Source organism: Kitasatospora sp. NBC_00240 (genome assembly GCF_026342405.1).
Taxonomy (GTDB): Bacteria; Actinomycetota; Actinomycetes; order Streptomycetales; family Streptomycetaceae; genus Kitasatospora.
Map to the genome: position 1 here is coordinate 1111263 of NZ_JAPEMU010000001.1, position 24659 is coordinate 1135921.

At 74.3% G+C, this 24659-nt stretch carries 11 protein-coding genes and 1 pseudogene; 3 read left to right on the plus strand and 9 right to left on the minus strand.

Translation table 11 applies throughout. From position 1 onward, the window contains the following. Positions 1–193: 193 nt before the first annotated feature. On the minus strand, positions 194–700 hold the full coding sequence (locus OG689_RS04730; RefSeq protein ID WP_266326866.1) for a TetR/AcrR family transcriptional regulator: 507 nt from the start codon (positions 698–700) through the stop codon (positions 194–196). 357 nt (positions 701–1057) lie between these two features. Here OG689_RS04730 and OG689_RS04735 point away from each other — a divergent pair, with 357 nt between their 5' ends. Continuing rightward, positions 1058–2794: an amidase gene (locus OG689_RS04735; RefSeq protein ID WP_266317976.1), complete on the plus strand. Its 1737-nt coding sequence runs from the start codon at positions 1058–1060 to the stop codon at positions 2792–2794. A gap of 360 nt (positions 2795–3154) precedes the next feature. On the opposite strand, the pseudogene OG689_RS04740 reads toward OG689_RS04735, so the two are convergent. The 6 genes and pseudogenes from OG689_RS04740 to OG689_RS04765 all read right to left on the minus strand — a co-directional run. Next, positions 3155–3304, minus strand: a pseudogene (locus tag OG689_RS04740) (short-chain fatty acyl-CoA regulator family protein); the annotation flags it as partial. 43 nt (positions 3305–3347) lie between these two features. After that, positions 3348–4391, minus strand: a complete 1044-nt coding sequence (locus tag OG689_RS04745) for an LLM class flavin-dependent oxidoreductase (RefSeq protein ID WP_266317978.1) — start codon at positions 4389–4391, stop codon at positions 3348–3350. Between the two features lie 70 nt (positions 4392–4461). Next, a complete protein-coding gene (locus tag OG689_RS04750; protein ID WP_266317980.1) occupies positions 4462–7716 on the minus strand; it encodes a type I polyketide synthase in 3255 nt (1084 codons plus the stop codon). Position 7717: 1 nt separating this feature from the next. Next, positions 7718–18214, minus strand: a complete 10497-nt coding sequence (locus OG689_RS04755) for a type I polyketide synthase (RefSeq protein WP_266317982.1) — start codon at positions 18212–18214, stop codon at positions 7718–7720. A gap of 203 nt (positions 18215–18417) precedes the next feature. Next, positions 18418–19449 carry a 3-oxoacyl-ACP synthase III family protein gene (locus tag OG689_RS04760; protein ID WP_266317983.1) on the minus strand — a complete coding sequence of 344 codons (1032 nt, stop codon included), beginning with the start codon at positions 19447–19449 and terminating at the stop codon, positions 18418–18420. 71 nt (positions 19450–19520) lie between these two features. After that, the gene (locus OG689_RS04765; protein WP_229913418.1) at positions 19521–20060 is read right to left on the minus strand and encodes a hypothetical protein; all 540 of its coding nucleotides are present in this window, start codon (positions 20058–20060) and stop codon (positions 19521–19523) included. Between the two features lie 263 nt (positions 20061–20323). On the opposite strand from OG689_RS04765, the gene OG689_RS04770 reads away from it, so the two are divergent. After that, on the plus strand, positions 20324–21523 hold the full coding sequence (locus tag OG689_RS04770) for a cytochrome P450 (protein WP_266317993.1): 1200 nt from the start codon (positions 20324–20326) through the stop codon (positions 21521–21523). 10 nt (positions 21524–21533) lie between these two features. Continuing rightward, complete coding sequence (locus OG689_RS04775) at positions 21534–21743, plus strand: ferredoxin (RefSeq protein WP_266317994.1); 210 nt, start codon at positions 21534–21536, stop codon at positions 21741–21743. Between the two features lie 367 nt (positions 21744–22110). On the opposite strand, the gene OG689_RS04780 is transcribed toward OG689_RS04775, so the two are convergent. Together OG689_RS04780 and OG689_RS04785 are read right to left on the minus strand one after the other, a co-directional pair. Then, positions 22111–23280, minus strand: a complete 1170-nt coding sequence (locus OG689_RS04780) for an acyltransferase (RefSeq protein ID WP_266317997.1) — start codon at positions 23278–23280, stop codon at positions 22111–22113. A gap of 293 nt (positions 23281–23573) precedes the next feature. Continuing rightward, positions 23574–24566 carry an aldo/keto reductase gene (locus OG689_RS04785; RefSeq protein WP_266317999.1) on the minus strand — a complete coding sequence of 331 codons (993 nt, stop codon included), beginning with the start codon at positions 24564–24566 and terminating at the stop codon, positions 23574–23576. Positions 24567–24659 lie beyond the last annotated feature (93 nt).

Genomic DNA, 24659 nt, shown 5'->3' on the forward strand with positions numbered 1-24659 from the left:
GGAGGCGGCGTCCCGGGCCGCGACGGCTCGTTCCTCCTGGCGGAGGTCAGAGACACCGAGCCTGGGCCCGCCAGGCCTGGCTCCTGACGCGAACCCCGAAACCGCCCCGGAGCCGAAACACGGGAAACCCCGTACGGAGAAGAGACATGTTGACACGTCAGTTCCGATCGGGACCTCTGCCCGGGACGTGTCGTCAGGCCCGGCCGGGCGGCCGCAGTTCGCGTTCGAGGGCGGACAGGGCGAACGAGTGCGCGGAGGCGTGCTGCCAGCGCGAGCGTCCGAACATCACGTCGCCGGAGAGCCCGTTGAGCATGGCCACGGCCCGGATGACGAACTCGGGAGGGTCCACATCGGCGAACTGCCCCAGGGCCTGTCCCTCCCGGAGGATGACTTCCAGGCGCTCCTCCCAGGCGTCGGACAGCGCGGTGAGGAGGTGCCGGCCGGCGTCGTCGTGGCGCTGGGCCAGCACCTGCGTCCACAGGGCGTAGCGCTCGTCGCCCTGGTGGCGGGGCAGGTAGAAGCGGACGAACAGCGCCAGCTTCTCGGCGGGGGACGCGGCCTCGTCCGCGGCCTGCTGGAACCGGACGCCGAGGTCCGCCTCGCTCCAGGCGAGGACTTCGAGCAGGAGGCGGTCCTTCTTGCCGAAGTGGTAGAGGATGTGCCCGGTGCTCATACCGGCCCGCGCCGCGATGTCCGACATACGCACGGCTGCGGTGCCCTTCTCCGCGATGGCACTGATGGCGGCCCGCATCGCCCGCCCCCGCGCCTCGTCGCCGCTGGGCTGACGCTTCCTGTCGGCCGGGGCCCGAAGGGGCTGGGCGGCCGTACCCGGCCCGGTGGCCGTCGCGGGCCCGGTCACGCCTTGCGGTGCGGGGAGGCGCCGCGGCCGTGCGGGCTCGGACTCTGGCGTCGGCATGGACTCATCTCGATTCTGGGAGCTAGATCTGTAGTCTAGACTGAAAATCTAGTCAGTGCAGTGGGAGCACGGCGACCGCGCGCGATCGGTTCGACGCCCAGCGGCTCGGCCGGTCCGACCCGACCCTCAGGAGACACCCGTATGACGCGCCGATTCGACGTTGTGGAGACCGGTATCGCCGACCTGCGCGCGGCGCTGGAGAAAGGCGAGACCACCGCGGTCGGCCTGCTCGACGCCTACCTCGCGCGGATCGACGCGTACGACCGGCCCGGCACCGGCACCGCCCTCAACGCGATGGTGGTGATGAACCCGGACGCCCGCGCCGAGGCGGAGGCCTCCGACGCACGCCGCGCGCGCGGCGAGACGCTCGGCCCGCTGGACGGCATCCCGTACACCGCGAAGGACAGCTACCTCGCGAAGGGACTGACCGCCGCGGCCGGCTCGCCCGCGTTCGAGCACCTCGTCGCCCAGCGCGACGCCTTCGCCGTCGAGCGGCTGCGCGCGGGCGGGGCCGTCCTCATAGGGCTCACCAACATGCCGCCGATGGCGAACGGCGGCATGCAGCGCGGCGTGTACGGCCGCGCGGAGAGCCCGTACAGCACCGACTGGCTCACCAGCGCCTACGGCTCCGGCTCCTCCAACGGCTCCGGCACCGCGACGGCGGCGTCGTTCGGCGCGTTCGGCCTCGGCGAGGAGACCTGGTCGTCGGGCCGGGCGCCCGCCTCGAACAACGCGCTGTGCGCCTACACGCCCAGCCGCGGCGTGATCTCGGTGCGCGGCAACTGGCCGCTGGTACCGACCATGGACGTCGTGGTCCCGCACACCCGCACCATGGCCGACCTGTTCGAACTGCTCGACGTCATCGTCGCCGACGACCCGGAGCCGCGCGGCGACCTGTGGCGCGCACAGCCGTGGGTGCCGCTGCCCTCGGCGTCGCAGGTGCGCCCCGCCTCGTACCCGGCCCTCGCACCCACCGACGCCCGGACGGCGCACGCCGCACTCGCCGGCAAGCGCGTCGGCGTACCCAGGATGTACATCAACGCCGACCCCGGCGCCGGCACCAACCCCGACGGCGGCATCGGCGGCCAGACCGGGCAGCGGATCGACACGCGCCCCTCGGTGATCGCCCTGTGGGAAGCCGCGCGCCGCGACCTGGAGGCCGCCGGCGCCGAGGTGGTCGAGGTCGACTTCCCCGTCGTGTCCAACTACGAGTCCGACCGCCCCGGGGCGCCCTCGCTGCACACCCGCGGCCTGGTCGGCCGCGACTTTCTCACCGTCGAGATCGAGGACCTGTCCGCCTGGGCGTGGGACGACTTCCTGCGGGCCAACGGCGACCCGGCGCTCGCCACCTTGGCCGAGGTCGACCCCGACCGCATCTGGCCCAGGCAGCAGGGCGAACTCCCCGACCGCTACACCGGCTTCGACGACACCATCGGCGACTACCCGCGCCTGGTGCGCGAGCGCCCGTACGCGTCCTTCACCGACATGCCGCACCTCGAAGAGGGGCTGCGCGGGCTTGAGGAGACCCGCCGGGTCGACCTGGAGCTGTGGATGGACGACCTGCGCCTGGACGCGGTGGTGTTCCCCGCGGTCGCCGACGTGGGGCCCGCGGACATGGACGTCTCCGAGGCGTCCGCCGAGCTCGGCTGGCGCAACGGTGTCTGGGTCGCGAACGGCAACCTGGTGCCCCGTCACCTCGGCATCCCCACGGTGACCGTGCCGATGGGCGCCATGGCGGACACCGGCATGCCCGTCGGGCTGACCTTCGCCGGCCGTGCCTACGACGACAACGCGCTGCTGGCCCTCGGCGCGGCCTTCGAGGCGACGGGCAGTCGGCGCACGGTGCCGCCGCGCACGCCGCGCCTGACGGCGGAGTGACCTGACGGGTGTCGCGTCGCGTCGGACGCGGTCGGACGCGGACGTCCGGCGGCTCGGCGCGCGGTCAGGGGGTGGTGGGCGGCGGCGGTGCCGGCCTGCCCTCCCCCTCCCCCGCCGCCGGTCCGGGTCGGTGGGCAGGCCGGCACCGCCCGAGGAGACCGGGTCCGCCGGGGGCCCGGTTCTGGTCCTGGCCGCCGAAGGCCTCGACGGCACCGGGCCCGTTAATGATTCCAAGGTGCAGGTCACTTCCGCCGTCGCAGCACCGGACGCGTGGAGTCCTTCCCGTGCGCCCGGGGCGGGCCGGCCGGACCACGAACCGGAGAATCCCGGCCGACTCCCGTGCCTCCGGCCGGGTACGTCCTAGCCTTCCGGGTCGACACGGACGGCGTCCGGGACGAAGGTGCTGCTGTGTTCGTCGACGGCCAGCGTCCGGCCGATCGCCGGGGCGGAGCGCTGGGCGCAGGCGGGACGCTCGCAGATCGTGCAGCCGAGGCCGATCGGTGTGGCGGCGGCCTTGTCACCGAGGAAGGCCGGTACGAAAGAACGGAGGGGTTCAGTGGGCGACGGGCTGCTCCGCCAGGGCCGGGATCACGTCGGAGGCGAACAGCCGCATCGACGCGAACGCGGTCTCGGCGGGCAGGGTCCCGTACTCGAAGGCGGCGTTGACCTGGGTGACGCCGGCGGCGGCGAGCTCCCGGAGCTGCTCGACGATCTGCTCGGGCGAGCCGGCGAGCAGCCGCTGGTAGGCGAGCTCCTCGTCGGCCGGATCGATGGCGGCGGGGATCGGCGGGACGCCACCGGTCGGGTACGCGCCCTGGGCGAGCGCCCGGGAGGTCTGGATCTGCCGGGCGACCTCGCGGGCGGCCGCCCGCCGCCCGGCCGGGTCCGTGCCGACGTGCACGAAGCGGTTGACGGCGTACTGGCGGCCCTGCGCCGCCACACCCTCCTCGGCCGCGAGTGCGGCCACCGTCCGCCACTGTTCGGCGACTTCCTCCGGCGTCGAAAGGGCCAGGCCCAGCAGGTGGAAGCCGCGGCGGACGGCGTGGCGGGTCGACTCCGGGCTCACGGCGGCCGCCCAGACCGGTGGGTGCGGGGCTTGGAAGGACGGCGGCAGCACCGAGACCGGGGCGTCGATCCGGTGGAACTCCCCCTTGTGGGTGACCTCGGTCTCGGTGAGCAGCCGGAGCACCAGATCGACGGACTCCTCGTAGGCGGCCCGGCTGCCGTCCAGGTCGCGGCCGAAGCCGAGGAACTCGTGCGGCTGGTAGCCGCGCCCGATGCCGAGGTCCAGCCGGCCGCCCGAGAGCTGGTCGAGCGTGTTGACGTCGGCGACGAGCCGGACCGGGTCCCAGAGCGGCAGTACCAGGATGCCGGTGCCGATCCGCAGGTCGGGGGCGAGCGAGGCGGCGTGTCCGAGCAGCAGCAGCGGCGAGGAGCTGAGGCTGTAGCCGGAGAAGTGGTGCTCGGTGACCCAGATCCCGGCGAAGCCCTTGTCGTTGGCCCATTCGACCTGGCGGCCGAACTCCAGGTACTTCTGCCGTGCGGACGCGCGGTCCACCGAGGGCGAGATGCTCAGATAGGTGATTCCAAGGCGCATGACCGGGACTCTCTCCTCGACGACGGGTACGGGTACGGGTGACGTGCGGAACTGCGGATCCGACGGACGATCAGGTGACGGGCGCGGCGGAGGCGGCGAGCAGCCCGTGCAGGTGCGCGGCGAGTTCGGCCGGGGTCGGATGGTCGAAGGCCACCACCGGGCGCAGCTCCAGGCCGGTCGCCGTGGCCAGCCGGTTGCGCAGGTCCAGGACGCTGAAGGAGGAGAAGCCGACGTCCTGGAAGCGGTCCTGGTCGCCGATCTCCGCCGGGTCCTCGTGGCCGAGGGCGGCCGCGGCCTGCTCCCGGACCAGCGCCAGCAGCAGCTCGGTGCGCTGCTCCTCGGCCGCCTCCTCCCACTGGCGCTTCAGCGCGCCGGGGTCGTCGGCGGGCAGTCCGCCGGGTGCCTTGGCGGGATGTCCGCCCTCCACCCGGACCGAGGGACCGGCCCCGGTCGGGAAGGGCGTGGCCAGCCAGTGGCGGTCCGCGGCGAACGGATGCCCGGGGACGGTGTCGGGCGCGCTGCGGGGCCCGGGGCCGGGCGCCGGGACCGGGCGGTTCACCAGCAGGCCGTGCATCTCGGCCCCGGCGAGCACCGCCGCGAACGCCCGCGGCTGCGGCAGCTCGCGCCGCTGCGCCGCCAGGTGCACCGCCTCCGGATGGATGACGGCGGTGAGCGCGCTGAGCGTGGCGGTCGGGCCGAGCTCCACGTACGCGGTGATGCCGAGCTGGTCGCGCAGGCTGCGCACGCCGTGCTCGAAGCGGACGGTGGCGCGGATGTGCTCGGTCCAGTGGTCGGGGCCGGCGATCCGCTCCGGGTCGGCGGGCTCGCCGGTGAGGTTGCTGATCACCGGCACCTGCGGCGGCCGGTAGGTGATCCGGGCCGCCTCCGCGCGGAACCGCTCCAGGACCGGGTCGAGGTGCGCGGAGTGGAAGGCGTGCGAGACCGTCAGCCTGCGGGTGCGCAGCCCCAGCCCGGCGCAGGTCCGTTCCAGGGCGGCCACCGCCTCGGTGTCACCGGACACCACGGTGGACGCCGGGCCGTTGACCGCGGCGAGGCCGAGCGCGTCCCCGTAGGGTTCGAGCAGCTCCACGACCTGCTGCTCGGCTGCCAGGACGGAGAGCATCGCCCCGGCGCCCGAGGGGAGTTCGTCCATCAGCCGGGCCCGGGCCGCGACCAGGGCGGCCGCCGGCTCCAGGTCGAACACGCCGGCCAGGTGGGCGGCGGAGATCTCGCCGATCGAGTGGCCGAGGACGGCGGCCGGCGGCGCCAGTCGGGTGCCGAGCAGCCGGGCCAGCGCACTCTGGTGGGCGAAGAGCGCGGGCTGGGTGTAGCGGGTGCGGTCCAGCAGGACGGCGTCCGGGGTGCCCGGTTCGGCGAACAGGACGTCCCGCAGCGGGCGTTCGAGATGCGGGTCGAGCGCGTCGCAGGCCTCGTCCAGGGCTTTGGCGAACTCCCGGTACTCCGCGTACAGTTCGCGCCCCATGCCGGCCCGCTGGGAGCCCTGGCCGGAGAAGGTCCAGGCCGTCCGGCCGGGGAGTCCCACGGTGCCGCGCACCAGTGCGGGGTGGGCGCGGCCGGCCGCGAGGGCGTGCAGGGCGGGGGCGATCTCCTCCGGGTGGTCGGTCAGCACAGCCGCGCGGTGCGGGAAGCGCGCCCGGCCGTGGGCGAGCCAGTGGGCGGTGTCGCCCGGCGCCCGGTGGGCGCCGGCCGCCGCGTGCGCGGCGAGGGCCAGCGCGTGGGTGCGCAGGGCGTCGGGGGTACGGGCGCTGAGCAGCCAGGGCAGTTCGGCGTCGGCACGCGGGTCGGCGGCCTCCTCCGCGGGCAGGGCGTCGTCGTCGGCCTCGGGTCCGGGTGCCTCCTCCAGCACGACGTGGGCGTTGGTGCCGCTGATCCCGAAGGAGGAGACGGCGGCCCGGCGCGGCCGGCCGGTGCGGGGCCAGGGCGCGGCCTCGGTGAGCAGTTCGACGGCTCCGGCGGACCAGTCGACGTGTGGGGTGGGCGCATCGACGTGCAAGGTGGCGGGCAGGGTGTCGTGCCGCAGGGCGAGGATCATCTTGATCACGCCGGCCACCCCGGCGGCGGCCTGGGTGTGGCCGATGTTGGACTTCAACGATCCCAGCCGCAGCGGCCGTTCGCGCTCGCCCTGCCCGTAGACGGCGAGGACGGCGCCGGCCTCGATGGGGTCGCCGAGGGTGGTGCCGGTGCCGTGCGCCTCGACGGCGTCGACCTGTTCCGGGGTGAGCCGGGCGTCGGCCAGGGCCTGCCGGATCACCTCCTCCTGGGCGGGACCGCTCGGGGCGGTGAGCCCGTTGCTGGGCCCGTCCTGGTTGACGGCGGAGCCGCGGAGCACGGCCAGCACCCGGCGGCCGTTGGCCCGGGCGTCGGAGAGCCGCTCCAGCAGCAGCAGGCCGACGCCCTCGGCGAGTCCGGTGCCGTCGGCGGCGGCGGCGAACGGCTTGCAGCGCCCGTCCGGGGCCAGGCCGCGCTGGCGGCTGAACTCCAGGAAGACCCGGGGGTGGGCCAGCACGCAGGCGCCGCCGGCCAGCGCGAGATCGCTCTCGCCGGACCGCAGGGAGCGGGCGGCGAGGTGCATGGCCACCAGCGAGGAGGAGCAGGCGGTGTCGACGGTGAGGGCGGGCCCGAGCAGGCCGAAGTGGTAGGCGAGCCGGCCGGAGGCGATGCTGCCGGCGTTTCCGGTCATGAAGTGGCCGTCCAGCTCGCCGTCGACCTCGTGCGGACGGGGCGCGTAGTCCTGCGCGATCATGCCGACGTAGGCCCCGGTCCGGCTGCCGCGCAGCGCGGCCGGGTCGACGGCGGCGGACTCGAAGGTCCGCCAGGCGGTTTCCAGCAGCAGTCGCTGCTGCGGGTCCATGGCCAGCGCCTCGCGCGGCCCGAGGCCGAAGAAGGAGGCGTCGAACTCCCCCGCGCCCTCGATGAATCCGCCCTCCCGGGCGTAGGAGGTGCCGGGGTGGGCCGGGTCCGGGTCGAACAGCGTGCCGAGGTCCCAGCCCCGGTCGTCGGGGAACCCGCCGACCGCGTCACGGCCGTCGGCGAGCAGCCGCCACAGCTCCTCGGGGGTGCGTACCCCGCCGGGCAGCCGGCAGGCCATCCCGACGACGGCGATCGGCTCGTGCGCGCGGTCCTCCAGGCTCTGGATGCGGCGCCGGGCCTGGCGCAGGTCGGCCGTGGCGCGCCGGAGGTAGTCGCGCAGCTTGTCCTCGGCGACGGCGGCGCCGGGCGTGGTCGGTGCGGGCGTGGTCGGTGCGGTCGTGGTCGGTGCGGTCGTGGTCGGTGCGGTCGTGGTCGCTGCGGTCGTCCCGGCCATCTCAGAACTCCGTTCCGGGTCGTTCGAACTCGTCGTCCAGGGCGGCGAACAGTTCCTCGTCGGTGGCCGTCGCCAGGTCGGTCGCCGACTGCGCGGCGGCCTCGGCCGGGCCGTCGTCGAAGCGCCAGAGCAGTTCCCGCAGCCGCCGGCCGACCGCGCCGCGGGTGCCCTCGGCGGCGGCCAGCGCCGGCAGCAGGGCCTCCAGCCGGTCGAGTTCGCGCAGCAGCGGGTCGGGGCCGTCGTCCTCGGGGGCGAGGGTCCGGTGCAGATGACCGGCCAGGGCCTGCGGGGTGGGATGGTCGAACACGGTGGTGGGAGGCAGCCGCAGTCCGGTCGCCGCGCCGAGCCGGTTGCGCAGCTCGACGGCGGTCAGCGAGTCGAAGCCGATCTCCTTGAACGCCCGGTCGTCGGCGACCTCGTCGACGGTGCCGTGTCCGAGGACGGCCGCGGCCTGCGAGCGCACCAGCTGCAGCAGGGCCTCGGCCCGGCCGGCCGCGTCCAGTGCGGCCAGCCGCGTCGCCAGCGAGCCGGGTGCCCCGGCGGCGGGCCCGGCGGCGGCGCTGCGCCGGGCCGGGGTACGGACCAGGGACCGCAGCAGCGCCGGGACGTCGTCCGGACCGGCGTCGGCCCGCAGGTCGAACCGGGCCGTGACGACGGCCGGCCGCCCCGTCCGCCGGGCCGCGTCCAGCAGCGCCAGGCCCTCGTGGTCGCCCAGCGGCACCAGGCCGCCGCGGGCCAGCCGCGCCCGGTCGGTGCCGTCCAGGTGACCGGTCAGACCGCTCGCCCGCTGCCACAGGCCCCAGGCGAGCGAGGTCGCGGGGAGGCCGTCGGCGGCGCGGCGCTGGGCGAGGGCGTCCAGGTAGGCGTTGGCGGCCGCGTAGTTGGCCTGCCCGCCGCCGCCGAGCACACCGGAGACGGAGGAGAACAACACCAGGTCGGCGAGGTCCGCCTGCCGGGTCAGCTCGTCCAGGTGTCCGGCGGCGCGGGCCTTCGGGCCGAGGACGGCCTCCAGCCGCTCCGCGTCGAGGGTCTCCAGCACACCGTCGGCCAGGGCGCCGGCGGCGTGCACCACCAGGGTCAGCGGGTGCTCGGCGGGGACACCGGCGAGCAGTTCCGCGACAGTGTCGCGGTCGGAGACGTCGCAGGCGGCGACGGTGACCTGCGCGCCCAGGCCGGTCAGCTCGGCCGCCAGCTCGGCCGCGCCGGGTGCCTGCGGTCCCTGCCGGCCGACCAGCAGCAGGTGCCGGGCGCCGTGCTCCCGGACGAGGTGGCGGGCGGTCAGCGCGCCGAGGGTGCCGGTGCCTCCGGTGACCAGGACGGTGCCCGCCGGGTCGAGCGGCGCGGGGACGGTGACGACCACCTTGCCGGTGTGCCGGGCCTGGCCGAGATGGCGGATCGCCTCACCGGCCCGGCCGACCGGCCAGACGGTGACCGGGGGCAGGCTCAGCGCCCCGCTCCCGAACAGCGCCAGCAGTTCGGTGAGCAGTTCGCCGATGCGCTGCGGCCCGGCCTCCAGCAGGTCGAAGGAGCGGTACGTCACGCCGGGGTGCAGCCCGGCCACGGTGGCCGGGTCCCGCAGGTCGGCCTTGCCCATCTCGACGAAACGGCCGCCGCGCGGGAGCAGTCGCAGGGAGGCGTCGACGAAGTCGTCGGTGAAGGAGTTCAGCACCACGTCCAGGCCCTCCCCCGCCGTGGTCGCCAGGAACTGCCGCTCGAAGTCCAGCGTCCGCGAGGAGGCGGTGCGGGCCGGGTCGATGCCGAGCGCCGCGAGCACCTCCCACTTGCCGGGCCCGGCGGTGCCGAACACCTCGGCCCCGAGGTGGGTGGCGAGCTGGACGGCGGCGATGCCGACCCCGCCGGCCGCCGAGTGCACCAGCAGCCGTTCGCCGGGGCGCAGGGCGGCCAGGTCGACCAGCGCGTAGTAGGCGGTGAGGTAGGCCGCGGGCACGGCGGCGGCCTGGGCGAAGGTCCAGCCGGCGGGGATCCTCGCGAGGAGCCGGTGGTCGGTGACCGCGACCGGCCCGATCCCGCCGTTCACCAGTCCGGTGACCCGGTCGCCGGGGGCGAGCGTGCTGACGCCCTCCCCGACGGCGGTGACCACCCCGGCCGCCTCGGTGCCGAGCTGTGCCTGGTCCGGGTAGACGCCGAGGGTGATGAGCACGTCGCGGAAGTTCAGCCCGGCGGCGCGGACGGCGATGCGCACCTCCCCGGGGAGGAGCGGGCGCTCGGCGTCCGGTGCGGGCAGCAGGGCGAGGGCGTCGAGGGTGTCGCCGGTCGGGGTGAGCCGCCACGCACCGCCCTCGGCGGGCGCGGTGAGGTCCGGTCCGGCGGGCAGCGGGACCACCGCCGGGTTGAGGACCTCACCCCCGCGTAGGGCGAGCTGCGGCTCGTCCAGCGCGAGGGCGGCGCCCAGGACGTCGGACGAGCCGGGCCGGTCGTCGGTGTCGAGCAGGGCGAAGCGGCCGGGGTGCTCGGTCGCGGCGCTCCGCAGCAGGCCCCAGAGGGCCGCGGCGACGGGCTCGACCCGGCCGTCGGCGGGGCCGGTGGTGACGGCGTGCCGGGTCAGCACGGTCAGCCGGGTGCCGGCCAGGTGCTCCTGGGCGGGCCAGCTGCGGACCAGGCCGAGCAGTTCGGCGGTGGCCGCGACGACGTCGGTGCCGGGCGGGACGGTGAGCGGCAGGACGGCGCCGGCGGGTGCCTTCGCGTCACCCTCGGTGAAGAGCGTGGCCGCGTCGGGCAGGGCCGCGCCGGCCCCCAGGACTTGCTCGGGCAGCCGGACCCAGTCGGCGCGGTCCGCGGGGAGGGCCCCGGAGGGCTTCCAGGCCAGGTGGTGCAGCCCGTCCTGGTGGCGGCGGGGCGGGCGGACCGCGGCCAGCGCGCCGGGGGCCAGCGGTCGTAGGGCGATCCGCTCGACGGCCGCGACCGGGCCGCCCGCCGGGTCGGTGGCGGTCAGGGCGACCGAGTCGGGGCCCGTCCGCTCCAGGCGGACCCGGATCGTGCCGGCGCCGGTCGCGGCCAGGGTGACGCCCGTCCAGGCGAAGGGCAGGGCGGTGGCCGGGGCGTCGCCGTCCGGTGTGCCGTCGGCGAGCAGGCCCGCGGCCAGTGGGTGCAGGGCGGCGTCGAGCAGGGCGGGGTGGATGCCGTAGCGGGCGGCCTCCGCCGCGTGGTCCTCGGGCAGGGCGATCTCCGCGTGGACGACGCCGTCGAGCCGCCAGACGGCGCGGACCCCCTGGAAGGCCGGACCGTAGTCGTAGCCGTGCCCGGCCAGCGTGTCGTACAGCGCCGTGGTGTCGACGGCGACGGCGCCGGGCGGCGGCCAGGCACCGGCCGGCTCCGGCCCGGCGGGCAGGCCGGACTGCGGCACGAGGAGGGCCGTGGCGTGCCGGGTCCACGGCTCATCCGGGCCCGCGGTGGCGGGCCGGGAGTGGACGGCCAGCGCCCGGGCGCCGGAGTCGTCGGCGGGCTGCACGGTGGTCTGGACGTGCACGGCGCCGTCGCCGAGCAGCAGGGCCGCCTCCAGGGTGAGTTCGGCCAGCTGCGGGACGGCGCCCCGGTGGCCGGCGTGCAGGGCCAGCTCCACGAAGGCGGTGGCGGGCAGCAGCGGGGTGCCGGTGACGGCGTGGTCGAGCAGCCACGGGTGGGTGCTCCCCGAGATCCGGCTGGTCCAGAGGGTGGTGCCGTCCGGCAGGTCGGTGGTGGCGTCCAGCAGCGGGTGGCCGGCGGTGTGCAGGCCGAGGTGCCCGGGGTCGCTGATGTCGGGGGCGGCGTCGAGCCAGTAGTGGCGGTGCTGGAAGGGATACGTGGGCAGGCCCGGCGGGAGCGCCGGCACCTCCACCGGCCACGACAACCGGTGACCCTGCAACTCCACCGCCGCCAACGCCGACAGCAACGGACGATGATCCTCCCGCCCACGCCGCAACGTCCCCGTCACCAACACGTCCTCACGCCCGGCCAGCGTCTCCTGCACCCCCACCGTCAACACCGGATGCGCACTCACCTCCACGAACGTCGTGAACCCGTCCCCCGCCAACACCCGCACCGTGTCCTCGAACAACACCCGGGACCGCAGATTCCGGAACCAGTACTCCGCGTCCAACGACCCACCGTCCACCACCCCACCCGACACCGTCGAATAGAACGGCACCGAAGACGCCCGCGGACGAACCCCCCTCAACACCTCCGACAACTCACCACGCAACGACTCCACCCGCACCGAATGCGACGCGTAGTCCACCGGCACCCGACGCACCCGCACCCCCGCACCCTCACCCCACTCCACCAAACCCGAGATCGCACCAACCGAACCCGACACCACTGTCGACGACGGCCCGTTCACCGCCGCCACCTCCAACTCCCCACCCCACCCCGACAACAGACCCTCGACCTCACCCACCGACAACGGCACCGACGCCATCCCACCCCCACCCGCCAACGCCCGGATCGCCCGCGACCGCAACGCCACCACCGCCGCCGCATCCTCCAGACTCAACGCCCCCGACACCGCAGCAGCAGCAATCTCCCCCTGCGAATGCCCCACCACCCCATCCACCCGCAACCCCGACGAACGCCACAACTCCGCCAACGACACCATCACCGCCCACAACACCGGCTGCACCACATCAACCCGCTCCAACAACACCGGATCAACCAACGCCTCCTCCAACGACCAATCCGTGAACGGCGCCAACGCCCGCCCCGCCTCCGCAAGACGCCCCGCGAACACCGGCGACACACCCGCCAACGCCACACCCATCCCCACCCACTGCGAACCCTGACCCGGGAACACCAACACCACCCGACCAGGCGACCCCAAAGCACGCCCCGACACCACCGCCGGATGCGCCACCCCCGACGCCAACGCCCGCAACCCCGCAATCACCTCACCACGATCACCCGACACCACCGCCCCACCGAACCCATGCCGCACCCCACGCACCACCGACCACCCAGCAACCTCCGACAACCCCACACCCGAACCCGCACCCTCCAACCAACCCGCCAACCGACCAGCCGCCACACCCAACGCCACCTCCGACCGACCCGACACCACCACCGGAACGGGCAGCGGATTCGCGGGCTCCTCGGCGGGGGCGGGGGCCACGGGGACGGCGGGCACCGGGACGGCCGGCGCCTCCTCGATCAGGACGTGCGCGTTGGTGCCGCTCATGCCGAAGGCGGAGACCCCGGCCCGGCGCGGCCGGTCGCCCCTGGCCCAGGGGACGGGCTCGCGGAGCAGCTCGACGGCGCCCGCCTCCCAGTCGACCTGGGCGGTGGGCTCGCCGACGTGCAGGGTGGCGGGCAGCACCTCGTGCCGCAGCGCCTGCACCACCTTGATCACCCCGGCCACACCGGCCGCCGCCTGCGCGTGCCCGATGTTCGACTTGATCGAGCCCAGTCGCAGCGGGCGGTCCTCGGGGCGGTCCTGTCCGTAGGCGGCGAGCAGGGCCTGCGCCTCGATCGGGTCGCCCAGCCGGGTGCCCGTCCCGTGCGCCTCCACCGCGTCCACGTCCGCCGCGCTCAACCCGGCCGACGCCAGCGCCGCCCGGATCACCCGCTCCTGCGAAGGACCGTGCGGAGCGGTCAGTCCGTTGCTGGCGCCGTCCTGGTTGACGGCCGAACCGCGCACCACCGCGAGCACGGGGTGCCCGTTGGCCTGCGCGTCCGACAGCCGCTCCACCAGCAGCAGGCCCACGCCTTCGGCGAATCCGGTGCCGTCCGCGTCGGCGGAGAACGCCCGGCAGCGGCCGTCCGGGGAGAGACCGCGCTGACGGCTGAACTCGATCAGCGTGTCCGGGGTCGACATCACCGTCGCGCCGCCGACCAGGGCGAGCGTGCACTCGCCGGAGCGCAGCGCTTGGCCCGCGAGGTGCAGGGCGACCAGCGAGGACGAGCAGGCGGTGTCGACCGTCACCGCCGGGCCCTCGAACCCGTAGGTGTAGGCGATCCGGCCGGAGGCGACGCTGCCCGCGCTGCCGGTGCCGAGGTAGCCCTCGGCCTCAGGGGCGGAACCGCGCACCCGGCCCCCGTACTCGGTGTAGATCAGCCCGGTGAAGACGCCGACCGGGGTGGCGCGGAGCGCCGCCGGGTCCAGGCCGGCGCTCTCCATCGCCTCCCAGGAAGCCTCCAGCAGCAGCCGCTGCTGCGGGTCCATCGCGAGGGCCTCGCGCGGGTTGATGCCGAAGAACCCCGGGTCGAAGTCGGCGGCGCCGGCCAGGAATCCGCCGTGCCGGGTGTACGAGGTGCCGGGCCGGTCCGGGTCCGGGTCGTAGAGCCCGTCGAGGTCCCAGCCCCGGTCCGTCGGGAACTCCGACAGCGCCTCCCGCCCCTCGGCCACCAGCCGCCACAGATCGTCCGGCGAGGCCACACCCCCCGGGTAACGGCACGCCATACCGATGATGGCCAGCGGTTCGTCGGCGGCGGCCCGCGTCCGGACCGGGGCCCGGTCGGCCGCGGCCGGGGTGTCGCCCTGGTGCAGCAGGCCGTGCAGGTGCGCGGCGAGCGCCCGGGGGCTGGGGTGGTTGAACACCAGCGTGGGCGGCAGCCGCAGGCCGGTGGCGGCGGCGATCCGGTCACGCAGCTGGACGGCGGTCAGCGATTCGAAGCCGAGGTCGCGGAAGGCCCGGTCCAGGTCGAGTTCCTCGGGGGTGGCGTAGCCGAGCACCGCGGCGACCTCGGCGCGGACGAGGGAGCTCAGCTCCCGCTCCAACTCGGCGGCGGGCAGCCGCTGCAGGCGGTCGGCGGTGGAGCCGCCGGCCGTGCGGCCGGCGGCGCGGCGGGCCGGGGCGCGGGTGGGCACGGCCGGTCCGCGCGGGGCGGCCACCGGGGAGGTCAGCCGCTCGGGGTCCACCGGGCGCAGGGCGAGGGCCTCGACGGTGAGCACGGGCTCGCCCTCGGGGTCGACGGCCACGACGCGGAGCGTGTCCGGGGCCGGCCGGTCGAGGCGTACCCGCAGCAGGGTGGCGCCGACGGCGTGCAGGGTGAGGCCGGTCCAGGCGAACGGCAGCCGCAGCGCGGGGGCGCCGCCGTCCTCGCCCGGCCGGCCGGTCAGCACGTCGGCCTGGAGGGCGGCGTCGAGCAGGGCGGGGTGGATGCCGTAGCGGGCGGCGTCCGGGTGGGCGCCCTCCGGCAGCTCGACCTCGGCGTAGACGGTTTCCCCGTGCTGCCAGGCGGCCCGCAGGCCCTGGTAGGTGGGGCCGTAGGTGACCTGGACGGCTTCGAAGCGGTCGGCGGCGACCGCGAGGTCGAGCGCGACGGCCCCCGGCGGCGGCCACTGCTCGGGAAAGTCCGGTGCGCTGTCGAGGGGTTCGCCGGCGAGGGTGCCGGTCGCGTGGTGGGTCCAGTCCTGCGGTCCGCCCTGCTCAGGGCGGGAGTAGACGTCGAAGGTGCGGCGGCCGTCGCTGTCCGCGGCCGGCAGGGTGACCTGGAGGTCGAGCACGCCGTCGGCCAGGGTCAGCGGCGCCGACAGGACGAGTTCGCCGACGGTGCCGAGGCCGGCCGTTCCGGCGGCGGAGGCGGCGAGTTCGGCGAAGGCCGTGCCCGGGAAGAGCGTGGTGCCGCCGACCGCGTGCTCGGCCAGCCATGGGTGGCTGCGGGTGGAGATCCGGCCGGTGAGGACGAGGCCCTCGTCGTCGGCCCGTTCGACGACGGTGTCCAGGAAGGGGTGTGCGGAGGCGTCACCGCGACCGGAGTGGGTGGGGGCGTCGAGCCAGTAGTGGCGGTGCTGGAAGGGATACGTGGGCAGGCCCGGCGGGAGCGCCGGCACCTCCACCGGCCACGACAACCGGTGACCCCGCAACTCCACCGCCGCCAACGCCGACAGCAACGGACGATGATCCTCCCGCCCACGCCGCAACGTCCCCGTCACCAACACGTCCTCACGCCCGGCCAGCGTCTCCTGCACCCCCACCGTCAACACCGGATGCGCACTCACCTCCACAAACGTCGTGAACCCGTCCCCCGCCAACACCCGCACCGTGTCCTCGAACAACACCCGGGACCGCAGATTCCGGAACCAGTACTCCGCGTCCAACGACCCACCGTCCACCACCCCACCCGACACCGTCGAATAGAACGGCACCGAAGACGCCCGCGGACGAACCCCCTTCAACACCTCCGACAACTCACCACGCAACGACTCCACCCGCACCGAATGCGACGCGTAGTCCACCGGCACCCGACGCACCCGCACCCCCGCACCCTCACCCCACTCCACCAAACCCGAGATCGCACCAACCGAACCCGACACCACTGTCGACGACGGCCCGTTCACCGCCGCCACCTCCAACTCCCCACCCCACCCCGACAACAGACCCTCAACCTCACCCACCGACAACGGCACCGACGCCATCCCACCCCCACCCGCCAACGCCCGGATCGCCCGCGACCGCAACGCCACCACCGCCGCCGCATCCTCCAGACTCAACGCCCCCGACACCGCAGCAGCAGCAATCTCCCCCTGCGAATGCCCCACCACCCCATCCACCCGCAACCCCGACGAACGCCACAACTCCGCCAACGACACCATCACCGCCCACAACACCGGCTGCACCACATCAACCCGCTCCAACAACACCGGATCAACCAACGCCTCCTCCAACGACCAATCCGTGAACGGCGCCAACGCCCGCCCCGCCTCCGCAAGACGCCCCGCGAACACCGGCGACACCCCCGCCAACGCCACACCCATCCCCACCCACTGCGAACCCTGACCCGGGAACACCAACACCACCCGACCAGGCGACCCCGACGACCCACCCGACACCACCGCCGGATGCGCCACCCCCGACGCCAACGCCCGCAACCCCGCAATCACCTCACCACGATCACCCGACACCACCGCGGCACCCAACCCATGCCGCACCCCACGCACCACCGACCACCCAGCAACCTCCGACAACCCCACACCCGAACCCGCACCCTCCAACCAACCCGCCAACCGCCCAGCCGCCACACCCAACGCCACCTCCGACCGACCCGACACCACCACCGGGGCGACAAGCTCACCCAGCACCGGCGCCGGCTTCTCGGTCGACGTCTCGGTCGACGTCTCGGTCGGCTCGGCGTCGTTCGGCTCGGCGGCGGCCGGCTCGGCGGCGGCCGGCCGCACGGTCGCGGGGGCCTGTTCGAGGATCACGTGGGCGTTGGTGCCGCTGATGCCGAAGGCGGAGACCCCGGCCCGGCGCGGCCTGCCGGCGGTGGCCGACCACTCCACCGGCTCACGCAGCAGCTCCACCGCGCCCGCCTCCCAGTCCACCTCGCCGGTCGGCTCACCGACGTGCAGGGTGGCCGGCAGCACCTCGTGCCGCAGCGCCTGCACCACCTTGATCACCCCGGCCACACCGGCCGCCGCCTGCGCGTGCCCGATGTTCGACTTGACCGAGCCCAGCCACAACGGCCGCCCGGCCGGCCGCCCCTGTCCGTACGTCGACAGCAGCGCCCGCGCCTCGATCGGGTCACCCAGCCGGGTGCCCGTCCCGTGCGCCTCCACCGCGTCCACGTCCGCCGCGCTCAGCCCGGCCGACGCCAGCGCCGCCCGGATCACCCGCTCCTGCGAAGGACCGTGCGGGGCCGAGAGCTGGCTGCTGGTGCCGTCCTGGTTGACGGCCGAACCGCGCACCACCGCGAGGACGGGGTGCCCGTTGGCCTGCGCGTCCGACAGCCGCTCCACCAGCAGCAGCGCCGCGCCCTCGCCCCAGCCGGTGCCGTCCGCGTCGGCGGAGAACGCCTTGCAGCGACCGTCCGGGGAGAGACCGCGCTGACGGCTGAACTCCACGAAGGTGTTGGGGGTGGACATCACGGTGGCACCGCCCGCCAGGGCGAGCGTGCACTCGCCGGAGCGCAGCGCCTGCGCGGCCAGGTGCAGGGCGACCAGCGAGGACGAGCAGGCGGTGTCGACCGTCACCGCCGGGCCCTCGAACCCGTAGGTGTAGGCGATCCGGCCGGAGGCGATGCTCGGCGCGCTGCCGATGCCGATCTGCCCCTCGACCGCCGCGGGCAGCGGGTTGAGGCGGGAGCCGTAGTCGTTGTACATGATTCCGGTGAAGACGCCGACCGGGGTGGCGCGCAGCGCCGCCGGGTCCAGGCCGGCGCTCTCCATCGCCTCCCAGGCCGTCTCCAGCAGGAGGCGCTGCTGCGGGTCGATGGTGCTGCTCTCGCGGGGGCTGATGCCGAAGAAGTCGGCGTCGAAGTCGGCGGCGCCGGTGAGGAATCCGCCGTGCCGGGTGTACGCGGTGCCGGTGTGGTCCGGGTCCGGGTCGTAGAGCCCGTCCAGGTCCCAGCCCCGGTCCGACGGGAACTCCGACAGCGCCTCACGCCCCTCCGCCACCAGCCGCCACAGATCGTCCGGCGAGGCGACACCCCCCGGATAACGGCACGCCATACCGATGATCGCGATCGGCTCCGTGTACCTGGCCTCGGCCTCCTCAAGGCGCAGGCGGGTGTCCTGCAGGTTGGCCGTGACGCGCTTCAGGTAGTCGCGGAGCTTCTCGTCGTTCGACATGCGTGCTCTGCCCTTCGGGAGTTCGCGGTGACGGAGGTGCGGGGCTGTGGGGGTGACGGCGGTGCGCAGGCGACGGCGATGCGGCGGCGACGGGCCCGGGGGCCGGTGGCAGGGCCCGGTTGTGGGGGCCGGGCATGGGACGTCGGGCCGCCGCCGGCGGGGCCAGGGTCGCCCGGGTGGTGCGGGTCGGACCGGTCGGACGGTCAGACGTGTTCCAGGGCGAACCCGGACTTGATCCACTTGCTGGACTCGACCGCGATGGCGGCCACCCGGTCGCCGGGGGCGAGCCGGGGCAGCAGCTGGTCCAGCTGGAAGAAGACCAGGGCGTTGCCGGTGTTGGCGGTGTCGCCGACGCAGCTGATCTCCTCGGCGCCGCTCAGCGCCAGCCGTTCGACGATCCGTTTCGTCATCTGGGTGGAGAGCTGCGGCGGCAGCAGGTGGGTCAGCTCGGTGCCCTTCCAGCCGAGGTCGTCGAGCAACCGGTGCAGGATCTCCTCGGACAGCACCGGCACGGACTCCTCGATCGCCTTGTAGTCCTCCTTGGCCGACGGCCGGTCACTGTGCCGGTCGACCGGCCCGAACCACTCCAGGACCTGCCCCGGCGGCCGCCCCAGCCCGACGAGTTGGACGAAGGAGGTCCGCACGGCGGTCCGGCCGGCAGCCGGGTCGCCGCTGAGCACCGCGGCCCCCGCCGCGTCGCCGAAGAGCACGTAGTTGACCAGTTCGGCCGGCGGGACGGTGCGCAGGTCGACCGAGAGGTCGTAGTGCTTGGCGATGACGTCCCCGCCCAGCACCAGGGCCGTGCGGTGCCGGCCGGTGGAGAGCAGCTGCCGGGCCAGGTCGAGCGCCTGCACCGCGCCGGAGCAGCCGGACTGCAGCTGGTAGGTGGCCACCCCGTCGATGCCGAGCCGGTCGGCGATCTGGTTCACCGTGGCGGGCATGAGGGAGTCGGGGGTGGCGGTGCCGAGGATGACGAGGTCGATCTCGGCGGGGTCGGTGCCGGCCGCGGCCAGGGCCCGGCGGCCGGCCCGCTCCCCCAGGTCGGCGAGGGTGTCACGCTGCTCGCCGGTCTCCAGATCGAGGGCGAGGTGGCGGGAGCGGGTGCCGATGAAGACGTCCACCCACTGCTCCCAGAGCGCGTCCATCCCGAACCGGCGCCCCAGGGTGGCGTTGTCGATGGGCGGGCCGGGCAGTGCGGTGCCGGCCGCCAGGATGCGGATCTCTGCGGGGTCCATACGGTCTGCTCCCGGTGTCGTGGCTCGGTCGTGCGGGTGGCCCGGCGGGCCGGCTCGCGGCCGGCGCCGGCTCAGCGGCGGTAGAGGACGATCGCGGAGGCGTACGACTTGTGGGTCTCCACCGGGCGGAACTGCCGGAAGCCGATGGCGCCCCGCAGCGGCCCCGCCACCGCGACGGCCTTGATGGTCTGCTGCTCGCCGGCGGTGAGCCGGGCGTCGTCGACGACGCCGCCGGTGCGGATGACGGTGCCGTCCAGCAGCCGGATCTCCTCCGAGAAGTAGGCCAGGAAGTTGCCCTCCGGGCCCTTGCGCAGCATCTGGCCGATGCCCTTCGTGGCCCCGAGCAGGACGCCCTTCTGGTCGCGCAGCTCGTAGCGGACGTGGGCGAGGTCGTCCAGGGTGGGCGAGGCGCCCTCGAAGTCCTCGTTGTTGGAGTCGTAGCTGACCAGCGTCTCGACCAGGTCGGTGAGGTAGAGCAGGTTCTCGGGCTCGCCGACGGCGGGGTTGGGGCCCTTCGGGCCGAACGGCGGCACCGTCAGCCGGGCGAGCAGCCAGCCCCGCAGGGTGTCGGCGGCGGTGCCCAGCGGGCCGGGAAGGGTGATCGATGCCATGCCACAACTCCGTTCGCGGATATTCCTGAGGCGCCGGAAAGCAGCGCGATGATCACCCTAGGCAGCGCCTCTAAACCGGTCCGGCATCCCCTCTAAATCGCCCCGGCGCCGGTTCTGAACCACCCGCTAAAGCGGTGACAATGCGCCGGTTAATGCCGACCGGAAGGGACGTGGACCCTTTCCCCGCAACAGAACTAGCATGCGCCGGAGATACCCGACTTCTTCCCGGTGGTCATTCCGGGAACGTCCGCTCGGAGGCCGCGTTGTCCGTCAGTTCCGTCGAAGCACCGTCGTTCCCGGTGCGCCGTACTTGCCCTTACCAGCCCCCGGACGTGTACCGCGAGATCAGCGAACGCGGCCCGATCAACAAGGTCACCCTGTGGGACGGCCGCCAGGTGTGGCTGATCACCGGCTACGAGGAGGGCCGCCGCCTGTTGGCGGACGAACGCCTGTCGTCCGACCGCAGTTACGACGAGTACCCCACGATGGCCCCGCACCTGGGTGCCCCGGCGGCCCGCAAGCTGGTCCTGGTGGGCGAGGACCCGCCGCTGCACAACCACCACCGCCGGCTGCTCAACCCGGAGTTCAGCCTGAAGCACGCCCGGGCCCTGCGTCCGGACATCGAGCGGATCGTGAACGGTCTGATCGACGGCATCGAGGAGATCGGTGCGCCCGCCGACCTGGTGGAGCACTTCGCGGCCCCGATCCCGTCCCTGGTGATGTCGGCGCTGCTGGGGATCCCGTACGAGGACCACGCGTTCTTCCAGTCCGCCACCGCCGGCATCATGCAGGGCAAGGACCAGGCCGGCACCGAGGCCGCCGCGGCCGAACTGGTGCGCTACCTCGACCGGCTGGTGACCGCGCAGGAGGAGGAGCGCGGCGAGAGCCTGGTGGGCCGGCTGGTGGAGCACGTCGACACCGGCGAGCTCTCGCACGACGAGGTCGTGCAGCTGACCATGGTGCTGCTGATCGCCGGCCTGGAGACCACCTCCTCGATGATCCCGCTCGGCGTGCTGGCCCTGCTGGACCACCCCGAGCAGTTGGCGGCGCTGCGCTCGGGCGAGGTGCCGGCGGTCACGGCGATCGAGGAACTGCTGCGGATCACCGCGGTGACCGACTTCGCCGGGGTGCGCTGGATCACGGCCGACATCGAGATCGACGGCCATGTGCTCAAGGCCGGCGACGGCCTGGTGATCTCCTCGACCATGGTCAACCGGGACGAGCGGGTGCACGAGGACCCGTACGCCTTCGACATCTCCCGGGGCAGCCGCCAGCATGTGACCTTCGGCTACGGGATCCACCAGTGCCTCGGCCAGAACCTCGCCCGGCTCCAGCTGGAGGTCGCCTTCGAGACGCTCGTTCGACGGCTGCCGGGGCTGCGGCTGGCGGTGCCGGCCGAGGAGCTGCGGATGCGCCGGACCGGCACGATGCAGAGCGTGGAACGCCTGCCGGTGGCCTGGTGAGGGGGCGGACATGCTGATCACCGCCGACCGCGACCGCTGCATCGGCGCGGGCCTGTGCGTCCTGACCGCGCCGGACGTCTTCGAGCACGACGACGACGGCCTGGTCCACGTGCTGGAGCAGGAGCCCGACGCCCGTCTGGAAGGGGACGTGCGGCTGGCCCAGCAGCTCTGCCCGGCCCGTGCCCTGGCACTGGACACCGCGGCACCACAGTCGACCTGATGCCCCTGAAAACCCCTCCGGGCCGGGCCCCTCGGGGGACATCGCAGATCATGGGCGCCTGACTGCCCGGCAGGCGCCTTGCGAGGGCCGCCGATCCGACACTCGGGTCGGCGGCCCTGAGCGTGCCCGAGTTTCCCTTCCTCCTGCCCCGAGGATGGAAATGAGCAGATCGGCCGAAGACCGACCCGACGGCCCGCCCGTTCGAGCCGATCCGTCCTGAGCGGTCGTCACCCGGCCCGGACCGAAGCGGCCGCACCCCGAGGGGTACGACCGTCCGGCCCTGGCCGGGCCCATGGGTGACGGCACCCGCGCCGAGCGGTCCGCCCGGCGGCCGGTCAGGCGGCCGGTCAGGCGGCCGGTCAGGTGGTCAGCTCGGCGTCGAGGTCCCGGCCAAGCCGCCGACGCACACCGGCTCCGGCCCTCCCGGACGCACCGCCGGGTCGCTCCACCGGCGTACGGCCGGAAGCTCCACGAACCGGTACGACAGCCAGGACATCCCGATCGTCGCCACCAGCAGCACCGCACCCAGCCCGACCACCGCCGGGACGCTCCACACCCGGGTTTCGCCCAGAGCCACCCGGACGTAGTGCAGTACCAGATGGTGCGTCATGTAGAAGGCGAAGGAGATCTCGCCCAGCCGGACGGCGGTACGGCTGCGGAACGGTGACGCCTTGCCGAGGACATCGGCCTGCGCGGCCGCGGCGACCAGCAGCGCGAGCGGCAGGGCGACGGTCGCGGTGAACCCGTACACAGTCGGCACCAGGGCGAGCTGGAGGGCCGTGCCGGCCGCCACCAGGACCGCCGCCGCGGGCAGCCCGAGCGGGATCCAGCGGCCCGCCAGCACGATCCTCGCCAGCAGGACGCCGAGCACGAAGTCCAGCGCCCGCACGGCGGGCAGGGCCACCAGGAACCAGTTCTGCAGCAGGGACATCTCCAGCCCGGGCAGCCGCGGGCTCCCCGGGACGAACGCGTCGTCCGCGAACGGCAGCAGCACGATCACGGCCGTCACACCCAGCACCCAGGCCCAGAGCCGGTCCGCGCGGATCCGGTCGGTCAGCGCCCGCAGCCAGGGGAACGCCAGGTAGAAGGCCAGCTCGCAACTGAGCGACCAGCTGGGCAGGTTGACGGCCCGCATGACGTCCAGCTCGGGCACCCAGGCGTGCACCAGGAAGAGACTCGGCAACAGGCGGCCGCCCGTCAGCGTCTCGCCGGCCCAGAGCGCCAGCAGCAGCGCGGCCAGCCAGGTCAGCAGGTGGGTCGGGAAGATCTTCACCAGCCTGCGCCGCCAGAACCGGGATCTGCTGTCGTCCTGCCGGGCCGACCAGGTCAGCACGAACCCGCTGAGGATGAAGAAGAACTCCACCCCGACCCAGCCCAGGCCGAAGGCGTAGCGGAACACCGTGGAGGCCGGGCCGGGAGCCAGGTAGCCCTCCACGGACAGATGGGTGAAGAAGACCAGCAGAGCCGCGACGAACCGCAGCCCGGTGAGGGACGGCAGGCGGGAGAACGCGGCCGATGGAGCAGTGCGCTCGGACATGGCGAATCCTTTGCGTGCGAGGTGGACGGGACGATGGACGACCGGTGGACGGTCGTCGGCCAGCCTCTGCCGCCCGTCTAAAGCACCCCTGCCCAGCCCCTAAACGCCGCCGGGCCCCGGGAAGCCGCCGTCCTCGCCGCCCGTACCTCCGCCCCGGGGCCTCCCCGCTCCGGGCATGCAGCAGCACCGGCGGGGCCCGAGGCCCTGCCGGTGCGCCGTCTGCTCCGTTCCGCCGCGCCTTCCCGGGGTCGCCGCCACCCGCCGGAGCCGGCGCCGGCCTCCCGGGGCCGGCGTCAGAGGTCGACGAACTGCAGGCTGAAGTCGGTCAGTCGGGCGCCCGCGACCTCGCCGGCGGGGACGGCCGCCTCGACGGCGGCCAGCTCCTCAGGGCCCAGCGAGAGGGTGGCGGCCGCCAGGTTCTCCTCCAGGTGGTCGATCCGGCGGGTGCCCGGGATGGGGACGACGTCCTCCCCCTGGTGCTGCACCCATGCCAGGGCGAGCTGGCCGACCGACACCCCCAGCTCGATCGCCAGCGGCTCCAGCCGGTCGACCAGGCCGAGGTTGCCGGGGAAGTTCTCGGGGGTGAAGCGCGGCTGCGCCACGGTACGGAAGTCGGTGGGCCCGAAGGCCTCGGTGGAGCGGTAGCGCCCGGTGAGCAGGCCCCGCCCGAGCGGCGCGTTGGGGACGATGCCGATACCCAACTCGCGGGCGGTCGGCGCCACTTCGTCCTCCAGCTGGCGGGAGAACAGCGACCACTCGGTCTGCACGGCGGCCAGCGGGTGGACGGCGTGCGCGCGGCGGATCGTCTCCGGAGCGGCCTCGGAGAGCCCGATGTACCGGACCTTGCCGGCCTGCACCAACTCGGCCAGCGCACCCACCGTCTCCTCGATGGGCACGGAAGGGTCCACCCTGGCCTGGAAGTAGAGGTCGATGTGGTCCAGCCCGAGGCGCTTGAGCGACGCCTCGGCGGCCTGCTTCACGTAGGCGGCGTCGCCCCGGACGGCCTGTCCGATGCCGTCGCCGGTCCGCAGCACGCCGAACTTCGTGGCCACCACGGCCTCGTCACGGCGGCCGGCGACGGCGCGGCCGACCAACTCCTCGCTCAACCCGTGGCCGTAGACGTCGGCCGTGTCGATCAGCGTGACGCCGAGGTCCAGGGCGCGGCGGATGGTGGCCACTGCCTGATCGGGGTCGGTCGGGCCGTAGAACTCGCTCAGGCCGAGCGCGCCGAGCCCTTGGGCGCCTACTTCGAGCCCTCCCAGCCGGCGGGTGGGAAAATCGTTCACGAGGTCGCTCCGTCTCACATCGATGGGCCTGCCGGCTCCAGCGTGGTGACTAGGGCTAAACCGCATCCAAACCGTGCCCGGACCCGGGTGGTC

Bases quoted from the DNA above. Each gene is read 5' to 3' on its own strand.
- OG689_RS04730 (WP_266326866.1), bottom strand. From the start codon at position 700: ATGTCGGACATCGCGGCGCGGGCCGGTATGAGCACCGGGCACATCCTC.
- OG689_RS04745 (WP_266317978.1), bottom strand. From the start codon at position 4,391: ATGCGCCTTGGAATCACCTATCTGAGCATCTCGCCCTCGGTGGACCGC.
- OG689_RS04750 (WP_266317980.1), bottom strand. From the start codon at position 7,716: ATGGCCGGGACGACCGCAGCGACCACGACCGCACCGACCACGACCGCA.
- OG689_RS04780 (WP_266317997.1), bottom strand. From the start codon at position 23,280: ATGTCCGAGCGCACTGCTCCATCGGCCGCGTTCTCCCGCCTGCCGTCC.
- OG689_RS04775 (WP_266317994.1), top strand. From the start codon at position 21,534: ATGCTGATCACCGCCGACCGCGACCGCTGCATCGGCGCGGGCCTGTGC.
- OG689_RS04760 (WP_266317983.1), bottom strand. From the start codon at position 19,449: ATGGACCCCGCAGAGATCCGCATCCTGGCGGCCGGCACCGCACTGCCC.
- OG689_RS04755 (WP_266317982.1), bottom strand. From the start codon at position 18,214: ATGTCGAACGACGAGAAGCTCCGCGACTACCTGAAGCGCGTCACGGCC.
- OG689_RS04735 (WP_266317976.1), top strand. From the start codon at position 1,058: ATGACGCGCCGATTCGACGTTGTGGAGACCGGTATCGCCGACCTGCGC.
- OG689_RS04765 (WP_229913418.1), bottom strand. From the start codon at position 20,060: ATGGCATCGATCACCCTTCCCGGCCCGCTGGGCACCGCCGCCGACACC.